The sequence below is a fragment of the Vibrio sp. R11-SG3-ISO9 genome (assembly GCF_059834255.1).
Genome location: NZ_JCBDGU010000030.1, coordinates 182,210 through 191,857, shown reverse-complemented (window position 1 = coordinate 191,857; position 9,648 = coordinate 182,210). Strand labels below are relative to the sequence as shown.

9 protein-coding genes are annotated in these 9,648 nt (G+C 48.0%); all 9 read left to right on the top strand.

Annotation, left to right across the window (positions count from 1 at the left end):
- On the top strand, positions 1–2,609 hold a 2,609-nt coding region (locus AC6R05_RS09780), incomplete at its 5' end, for a glutamate synthase-related protein (RefSeq protein WP_500647247.1).
- A 137-nt stretch (positions 2,610–2,746) separates the two neighbouring features.
- The gene (locus tag AC6R05_RS09775) at positions 2,747–4,504 is read left to right on the top strand and encodes a diflavin oxidoreductase (protein WP_500647246.1); all 1,758 of its coding nucleotides are present in this window, start codon (positions 2,747–2,749) and stop codon (positions 4,502–4,504) included.
- 162 nt (positions 4,505–4,666) lie between these two features.
- The gene (locus AC6R05_RS09770; protein ID WP_285467751.1) at positions 4,667–5,095 is read left to right on the top strand and encodes a DUF1499 domain-containing protein; all 429 of its coding nucleotides are present in this window, start codon (positions 4,667–4,669) and stop codon (positions 5,093–5,095) included.
- Between the two features lie 114 nt (positions 5,096–5,209).
- On the top strand, positions 5,210–5,905 hold the full coding sequence (gene mtnN, locus AC6R05_RS09765) for a 5'-methylthioadenosine/S-adenosylhomocysteine nucleosidase (RefSeq protein WP_032553134.1): 696 nt from the start codon (positions 5,210–5,212) through the stop codon (positions 5,903–5,905).
- A gap of 10 nt (positions 5,906–5,915) precedes the next feature.
- Positions 5,916–6,869 (top strand): cobalamin biosynthesis family protein, encoded by a 954-nt coding sequence (locus tag AC6R05_RS09760; RefSeq protein ID WP_150895830.1) that lies wholly within the window; start codon positions 5,916–5,918, stop codon positions 6,867–6,869.
- 28 nt (positions 6,870–6,897) lie between these two features.
- The gene (btuF, locus tag AC6R05_RS09755; RefSeq protein WP_500647250.1) at positions 6,898–7,719 is read left to right on the top strand and encodes a vitamin B12 ABC transporter substrate-binding protein BtuF; all 822 of its coding nucleotides are present in this window, start codon (positions 6,898–6,900) and stop codon (positions 7,717–7,719) included.
- 74 nt (positions 7,720–7,793) lie between these two features.
- Positions 7,794–8,414, top strand: coding sequence for a TRIC cation channel family protein (locus tag AC6R05_RS09750; protein WP_032553131.1), 621 nt, complete (start codon positions 7,794–7,796; stop codon positions 8,412–8,414).
- 217 nt (positions 8,415–8,631) lie between these two features.
- Positions 8,632–9,045: a VOC family protein gene (locus AC6R05_RS09745; protein ID WP_150870909.1), complete on the top strand. Its 414-nt coding sequence runs from the start codon at positions 8,632–8,634 to the stop codon at positions 9,043–9,045.
- A 3-nt stretch (positions 9,046–9,048) separates the two neighbouring features.
- Positions 9,049–9,627 carry a flavodoxin family protein gene (locus tag AC6R05_RS09740; RefSeq protein WP_500647245.1) on the top strand — a complete coding sequence of 193 codons (579 nt, stop codon included), beginning with the start codon at positions 9,049–9,051 and terminating at the stop codon, positions 9,625–9,627.
- Positions 9,628–9,648: the final 21 nt, after the last annotated feature.

The window sequence follows — 9,648 nt, the reverse complement described above, 5'->3', positions numbered from 1 at the left end:
AGATTGAACATGTCGCAGTCGTCGATGAAACCATTGAGCTCACTGCTAAGCCCGTTCTTGAATCCTTCTTATCTCGCGTTAAGACGACAAAGCAGCCGATTGCCCTTGAGCAAGTCGAACCCGCTCACCTTATTACGCCAGCCTTTGCTTCTGGCGCAATGAGTCACGGTGCCCTCAATGCCAACGCTCACCAAGCCGTAGCGCAAGGCACTAACATCGCTGGTGCGATGAGTAACTCGGGCGAAGGCGGTGAGCACTCTTCTCGCTTTAACTCCATCAAATCGAGCAAAATTAAACAGTTTGCTTCAGGTCGTTTTGGCGTTTGGGTCGGCTACCTTGCAGACCCGCAGCTTGAAGAGATCGAAATCAAGATCGCCCAAGGGGCAAAACCAGGTGAAGGTGGTCAGCTGCCATCACCAAAAGTAACGGTAGAAATTGCCGCGGCGCGTGGTGGTACTCCGGGCGTGGAACTTGTCAGTCCACCGCCCCACCATGATACCTACTCGATTGAGGATTTAGGTCAGCTGATCCATGACGCTAAAGCCGCACGTGTACGCGTGATCGTTAAGCTCGTATCGTCTGAAGGTATTGGTACCATCGCCGTTGGTGTCGCCAAAGCTGGCGCAGACATCATCAACGTGGCAGGTAACACAGGTGGTACAGGTGCTGCAGCCGTAACCAGTTTGAAGAATACTGGCCGAGCTGCAGAAATCGGTATCGCCGAGGTGCATCAGGCTCTAAGTGAAAATGGTCTGCGCGATAAGGTCACACTGCGTTGTTCAAACGCACACCAAACCGGTATCGACGTGATTAAGTCTGCCATCATGGGTGGTGACTCGTTCGAGTTCGGTACCACAGCACTGATGATGCTCAAGTGTGTCATGGCTAAGAACTGTAATGTTAAATGTCCGGCCGGCCTGACGACCAACCCAGAGTTGTACCAAGGCGATCCAAGAGCCCTTGCTCAATACTTCCTAAACGTTGCCCACGAGGTTCGTGAGATCTTGGCTCGCCTCGGCTACAGCAGCTTGCAAGAGATCCGTGGTAAGAGTGAGCTGCTTCACCTTGCTAACCACCACAGCATTGTTGGTAAGCTCAATGTCACTGGCCTACTGCGCGAAGTCGACCTTGTTAAGGTTGCGAAACCCGTTTATCTAGAAGCTGACTTCACGCCAGATGACAACCTTATTGAACAGTTACTCGCTGACTACTTTGAACAAGAAGAGCGCAACATTGTTCTGGATGCGGGTAAGCTCAATAACCGCAACAAATCAACAGGTGGTCAACTCTCAATCGACATCGAGCGTGCCCTGAACTACCAAAGCAAGGCGCAACAACACCCAGCAACACTCACAGCGGCTAATGGTCGTCGTTTCTTTGATGCCGAGTCTATCGTTGTCAAAAGCCACGGCAGTGCAGGTCAAAGTTACGCTGCATTTAATAACAGCGGTCTGGTCATGGAGCACACTGGTACCTGTAACGACGGTGTCGGTAAAGGCTCAAGTGGCGGTCATATTGTGGTTCGCTCGCCAAGTCAACGTAAACTGAAAGCAGGCAACAACGTCCTTATCGGCAACTTTGCACTGTTTGGCGCAACTGGCGGCCAAGCCTTTGTTCAAGGCGAAGCGGGCGACCGTTTTGCAGTACGTAACTCTGGTGCTGTTGCTGTCGTTGAGGGGGTTGGTGACTTCTGTTGTGAATACATGACTAACGGCTCAGTGATCAACCTTGGAGGCTTTGGTAAAGGCTTCGGCAACGGCATGTCTGGTGGTATTGCTTACCAGTACGACATCGATGGTCAATTCGTAAATAGCTGCAGCGCCGACTCAGTACTCACAGTGCCATTGATTGAACAAAACCCGGGATACGAAGAAGCACTTAAGTGGCACCTAGAACAGCACGTTCGCTTTACTGGTTCACTCAAGGCGCAGCGTATCCTCAAAGATTGGCCGACCAGTCGCACCTTGTTCACGCTTGTAGTTCCATTTGCTCTATTACACAGCCAACATCCAGAGAGTATTCTGACCTCTCACACGCGTAAGCAGATGCTGGAAGAGCTCATCCAAGGCCAAGCCAATAACCTGATCGAAGCGGTGCACTTTGCCTACCGTGATCAAAAGGCTCTGTCTAATGGATTGAGCCCACAATATGGCGATATGGATACACCGCTCATCTGTGATCTATTAACCCACAGTGGCGTGCTGCATCGAGCTCATCAACTCGCTAAAAACAGCGCCGGTGATGCTCAAGTGATCCAACGAATGTTTGAGCTGAAAGATAAAAAGCTCTACGACCAACTGCTTAAAGATGTTAAGGAAGCGGTCTCTAACTACAGCGACGATGAACTTTCAGTACTGCTCGCTAACAAACGCATTCAAGACTACAAGGCTTCACTCGAGAGACGCGATGTGTGGGATACCCACAGCCGCGGCACAACTGTGTGGATCATGGCAAGAGAACAAGATATCAGCAAAGAGATGAAAGCGATTGAGCCAATCAATCAGCGCCTAGCAACGCTTTACTGCTACACCTTTGCCGATGTGATCCGCGATCAGATCGAACAAGCAGAACAAGAAGCCCATACTCAAAATAATTGGGTCTACAGCTAGGCAACAAGTACGTCCAGCCCTATGAGCATAGTTTTGTTATGTGATTAGGGTGAACGTGAGCAGTTAACAACGCTGTAGATTCAAGTATGACGAGTATTATCGCCTAAGGACAGGCAAAGTATTAAATAGGAAGAAAAATGAAAGTACCTCATTTGCCACAAGATATACCATTTAATGAAGACCAAAAAACTTGGTTGGCGGGCTTCTTTTCAGGCCTTCATTCACGCCTTTTGGTTAAGGAAGAGTCCGTTGTACATGCGGAGTCTAAGCCTCAAGTAAAAGGGCTAACCATCCTCTATGGTTCACAAACAGGTAACGCAGAGAGCGTTGCCTATGACACTGCAGAGAAGGCCAAAGAGTACGGCTTAACTGCCACCGTTCAAGATATGGATGACGTTGACGCGCAAGTCTTTGTTAAGTCATCGCGTATTCTGATTGTCACCAGTACCTACGGCGAGGGTGAACACCCAGATAATGCAGAGACTTTGTGGGAAACCATGAGTAGTGACAATGCACCTCAACTTAGTAACACCTACTTCTCGGTTCTGGCTCTGGGTGACACCAGCTATGACGATTTCTGTTTGGCAGGTAAAGAGTGGGATGAGCGATTGGTTGAGCTTGGGGCAACTCGCGTGACTGACCGTGTCGACTGTGACATCGACTTTGAACAACCTGCAGAAGAGTGGATGATCGCTACCCTACCAGCTATCGCAGCACAGGGGGCGGATAGTGAAGCGGTATCTGGCTCATCACCGGCAGCAAAGCAAAAATCCAAGTACGGTCGTAAGAACCCTCTGCAAGCAACACTTAAACATAAGCGTGTGCTGACCAAACAAGGCTCAAGTAAAGAGATCGTACACTATGAGCTTTCACTAGAGGGCTCAGGCGAGTTCTACAAACCGGGTGATGCTCTTAATGTGATCCCAGAAAACCAACCTGAGTTAGTGAGCGCGCTACTTGATCACTTCCAGTTCAGCGGTGATGAGAAGCCATCATGGAATGGCGAAAACCACAGCTTACGTGAGCTGTTCACCAGTTACCTAGATATCCGAACGCCATCAAAAGAGCTAGTCAAAGCTCTTGCAGAAGCAGCCAGCGATCACCGAGTGATCCAGATGCTAGGCAGTGACGATACCAGTGCACTGAACGACTTCCTTTGGGGTAAAGATATCCTCGATCTTGTGAAAGCTTACCCAACAGTGTCGTTGTCACTGGCTGAGATTTTATCTTTGCTAAGACCAATCGCGCCACGCGCTTACTCGATCTCATCAAGCTTAAACAAACATAACGATGAAGTTCACCTCACCATTGGCAGCGTGCGTTACAACAATGGTGAACGAGACTACAACGGTACTTGTTCGACATGGCTTGCAGATCTTGTTGAAGAGGGTAAGAAAGTCCCTTGCTACTTTGCACCAAACAAAAACTTCGCGGTTCCTGAAGATGATAAAGCGCCGATGATCATGGTCGGTCCAGGGACAGGTATCGCCCCATTCCGCGCCTTCCTTGAAGAACGTGAAGTGCAAGCGTCTCCTGGTGACAACTGGTTGATCTTTGGTGACCGCAATAGCGCTACCGATTATATCTACCAAGAAGAGATCGAAGCCTTACAACAAAAAGAGGTACTGACGCGACTTGATCTCGCGTTCTCACGTGACCAAGAACAGAAGGTGTATGTACAAGATAAGATGCGCGACAGCGGCGCTGAGCTATTTGCTTGGCTAGAGCGTGGCGGGTACTTCTTTGTCTGTGGCGATGCTTACTACATGGCAAAAGACGTCGACAAAGCACTGCATGAGATTGTTGCTGAGCATGGTGGTTTCGATGAGGATGGCGCTAAAGCGTACGTCAATCAGCTCAAAAAGCAGAAACGCTACGTCCGTGATGTTTACTAGGTCTTTTGCCATAGGTCTTTAAGTTCTAGCTAACATATTAAAAATAAAAGGATCTCATTAGGGATCCTTTTTCCTTTTTAAGTCATATAATTAACCCTTAGTATTATGACGATCATCAATGGGGTAAGCCGTATACTCCCATTAAAGACAAAGGAAAAAACAATGAAAAAAGTCGTCTTGCTCTCCACCCTTATTATCGGCCTCGCAGGCTGTAGCCAAGGAAATCAAACAATGGAAGACAGAACCAAAAACCCATGTGGCGACAAGCCTAACTGTGTCTCAACTCAAGACACTCGTGAGCAACACAGCATTGCTCCATTTACTCTCGCTGATGGCGTCAGCCTGTCTCAGATTGAAGCGGTCATCTTACAACAGCCTAGAACCAAAACAGCCGTAAAGAATGACGATTACTTGCGTGTCGAATTTACCAGCAAGATCATGCGTTTTGTCGATGACTTAGAACTCAAAGTTGAAGGCAATAACCTTTTGGTTCGTTCAGAGTCTCGTACCGGTCATTCGGATTTTGGCGTGAACCGCAAACGCGTGGATACCTTACGAGCAGAGCTGACAAAAGCGGGGCTGATTGAGTAATCATACCCGCAGTTGTGATACCGAAGAGAAGTACACAAGTGCTGTCGCTTGATGCTTCTCTTCCATGCTACAATTTCACCCTATTGTAAAAACAACCTTATTAAGAGACTACACATGAAAATCGGCATCATTGGCGCAATGGAGCAAGAAGTTGCGATCCTAAAATCAGCAATCACAGAGATGACAGAAGTGAAAAAAGGCGGCTGTACCTTTTTCTCAGGTCAGTTAAATGGTGTTGATGTTGTGTTACTGCAATCTGGCATTGGTAAGGTAGCGGCTGCGGTAGGTACTTCTATCCTACTAAGCGAATATCAACCAGACGTGGTTTTAAACACTGGCTCTGCAGGCGGTTTTGATTCAACACTTAACCTAGGCGATGTGGTTATCTCTACTGAAGTTCGTCACCACGATGCAGACGTGACAGCATTTGGTTACGAGATTGGCCAAATGGCAGGCCAACCAGCAGCATTCCAAGCAGATGCAAAGCTAATGGACGTTGCTGAGAAAGCACTAGCACAAATGGAAGACACACACGCAGTGCGCGGCCTAATCTGTACTGGTGATGCTTTCGTTTGCACGGCTGAGCGCCAAGAGTTCATCCGCAAGCACTTCCCATCTGTAGTCGCGGTTGAGATGGAAGCATCTGCAATCGCACAAGCTTGTCACCAATTCGAAGTACCGTTTGTTGTCGTTCGCGCAATTTCTGACGTAGCAGACAAAGAGTCACCAATGAGCTTTGAAGAGTTCCTACCGCTAGCAGCGAAGAGCTCTTCTGAGATGGTGATTAAGATGGTAGACCTACTTAAATAAGTCACTCAAGATGCAAACACTGTTTGATCAGGTATTTGCAAATGGCGTGCTCCTCGTTATGTGGGGGGCACTGCTCTTTCATTTAATCTTACCGATTCCTCACGCCGCTCACCCAGTCACTCTCTGGCACAAGTTCGCTGAACTGCTCGCTGACAAGGTAAACAACAATCGCAACTACTCACAGAGCTTAATCTCTGGAACCTTAGCTTGGTTGTTGATGTGTTTTCCTGCTCTCATTCTGCTTATCGCCCTCAAGCCTCTGATGTGGCAGCCGCAACTATTTGAACTTGCCCTTCTGTTGCTTGCCATCGATTGGCGCAACAACGAGAAGCTTGCAAGCCAACTGATTCGCGCACTCAGTCAGGATAATAAGCCGCAAGCACGCAAACTGCTCGCGCCTGTGGTTAATCGCCAAACCGATACTCTGTCTACACTGGGACTTGGAAAAGCCTCTGCCGAAACTCTGATTATGGGTTACGGTCGCAACGTTATCTGCGTGCTCTTTTGGTACGCCATTGGTGGGGGCATTGCGGCGCTCATGTACCGTTTGACCGCAGAGTTGGCGCGCGCTTGGTCACCAAGCAGACAACGCTTTGCTCCATTTGGTTCAAGCGTAGTGAAAGTGGTCGCGGTTCTAGAGTTTATTCCATTACGACTGTTTGCCTTGATGATTGTGGTTGGACACAACGCAAGTAATACCTTCTCGATGATGCTGACTCAGAGTCGTTCTTGGCCACTGCCAGGCCCTGCTTGGCTCATCACTTCAGCGGGTAATAAACTCGAACTGTCCCTTGGTGGTCCAGCAATCTATGACAACGTTAAAGCGGTAAGAGCCAAATTGGGTGGTCGAATTGCACCATCAGCGCTGCACTTAGCCCAACTGCAAAAAATGCTCGCTTGGCGGATATTGGCGTGGCTACTGATTCAAAGTGCTCTATTACTGATTATTCACCAAGGGATTTAATGTGAAGTTTTCTTTCTCTTGTGCAGCTATCTCTGCACTTTCACTCTGTTTATGGCAATCCAATGCACAGGCAGAAACTCATAGCGAAGCAAAGCGTGTCGTTAGTCTTGCCCCGCACGCCACAGAGTTGGCTTACAGTGCAGGACTTGGTGACAACTTGATTGCAGTGAGCGAAAGAAGCGACTACCCGCCCGAAGCTGATAAGCTGCCTAAGGTGGCCAACTATCAAGGGATAAAGGTCGAAAAGATCATCGCGCTTCAACCCGATCTGATTCTGGCTTGGCCCGCAGGCAACCCGCCGAGAGAGCTTGCGAAGCTCAAACAATTTGGCTTAGAGATCTACTACTCACAAACCAAGAGCCTAGACAGCATCGCCAGTAATATTGAGCACCTCAGTCAATACTCTAGCGACCCTAACGTTGGACTCAGCAACGCCAAAGCTTATCGAGAACAGCTTGAGCAGCTCAGGGCTAAGTATCAAGACGCCGAGCCAGTTCAATACTTCTACCAGTTGAGTGAGAAACCGATCATCACTGTCGCACAAGGTCACTGGCCGAGTGAAGTCTTTGATTTCTGTGGCGGCCAAAACATTTTCGAAGACGCTGCGACCTCTTACCCACAAGTGAGCATTGAACAAGTGGTACTGAAAAAGCCTGAGGTTATCTTCACCTCTCGCCATGCCATTGAGAACGGCACCATGTGGAGCGATTGGGGTGATGAAATCCCAGCAGTTGAAAAAGAGCAGATTTGGTCACTCAATTCTGACTGGATAAACCGCCCTACAACACGAACACTACAAGCTATCCAACAGGTGTGCGATTACTTTGATAAAGCACGTCAAAATCGCTAACTATTTGATGCGATTTTTCGTACAATTCGCCGTATACCTGTCCCTACAATTTAAACTTTAAGAGCATCAGTATCATGGACTCCATGCTGCTTTACTTTATCGACTTATTCGGTACGGCTATTTTTGCCATCTCTGGCGTATTTGTCGCTGGCCGCTTGAAAATGGACCCATTTGGGGTCGCCGTTCTAGGCAGTGTGACTGCTATTGGTGGTGGCACTATTCGCGATATGGCGTTGGGTGCTACTCCCGTATTCTGGATCACCGATACCACCTATCTGTGGGTTATTCTTATTACCTGTCTGCTGACAATGATCATCGTAAGACGTCCGAAACGTCTCCCATGGTGGATCCTGCCTGTATGTGATGCTATCGGTTTGGCTGTGTTTGTTGGCATTGGTGTAGATAAATCGTTGAGCTATCAAGACTCTGCACTAGTTGCGATAATCATGGGTGTGATTACTGGCTGTGGCGGCGGTATTATCCGCGATGTACTGGCTCGAGAAGTACCAATGATCCTACGAAGCGAAGTGTACGCCACAGCATGTATCATCGGTGGTGTATTCCACACAACGGCTCTTAGCATGGGACAAGACTCCGAGACAGCTTTCCTAGCCGGTGTCTTCTCTACCCTATTGATTCGTCTAGGAGCAATTCGATGGCACCTATCTCTACCGACATTTGCTCTCAACAAATAGTGCTCTAAGCGCTTGAACCTCATAAAAAAATCAAAGGCTCTCCGGAGCCTTTTTTTGTGCCTGTCGGTCCTCTTCCGTCACTCAAACTTGCTCTTAGTAAAACAAAAGTAGATTAAATAAAGTTTTTTATTTACTTAGTCATTTTTTGAACTATATTAGTAAACAAATAGCTTTATAAAGTTATTTGTTTACTAATTAGAGAACACTGGAGGTTCCCATGCAGGCTTATGTTGAACACGCAAATATCACCGTCAGTAACATTGATGACGCCGTCCAATTTATCCAAACCGCGATCCCTGAATTTAAAGAGCGCCACCGTGGACAAACAAATTATCGCTGGTGCCATATCGGTACTGACGACAGCTACATTGCACTTCAAGAGGTCGTTGCAAGAGAGCAAACCGACCGCTCCCCTTATCTAGACGTAGGCATCAATCACATTGGTATCGTTGTTGATGACGTTGATCGTGTTCAGAAGCGCTTATTAGCTGCTGGTTATGAACAGAATGATATCGGAGAGGACAATCCGTTTCGCAAGCGCGTCTATTTTTACGATGCAAGCGGTGTTGAGTGGGAGTTCATTGAGTACCTTACTCATGATGCTGAAAATAAAAATCGCTACGAGGATTAACCAATGAGTCAGATCGGTATTGTTTTCTTCTCTAAGTGTGGTGCAACGAAAGCTGTCGCCCATGCCCTCTCCGAAGGTGTCGAGGCTCAATCTCAATCTCAATCCGTCACCATGATTGAGGTGCTACCCAGTGAAATTGTAGAGGGTCGCTACATCAACGAACAGAAGCTCAAGCGACTTGGAGAGTGCGATGCAATTGTATTTGGCTCCCCAACTTACATGGGTAGCCCAGCGGCGCAATTTAAGGCATTTATGGACGCCAGCAGTGAGCCCTACTGTGCTAAAGCTTGGCGTAATAAATTCGCCGCAGGCTTTACCACAGGCGGCAGCCTTAATGGAGAGCAACAGCAAACACTATTGAGTTTCTTCACACTGGCGTGTCAGCATGGAATGTTATGGATTGGACTCGATGCCTCTAAACATACCGATGATTTAGGCCTCAATCGTACCGGATCGAACATCGGCTTGGTGTCGAGTATCGATGATGGGGAGGAGAACGTTAATGACAATGACCTACTCACTGCTCGCTATTACGGCACCAGAATCGCAACGCTAGTTCAAGAACTGACAAGTAAAGAGTAGAGCCCAAGGTCTGATTGAGAT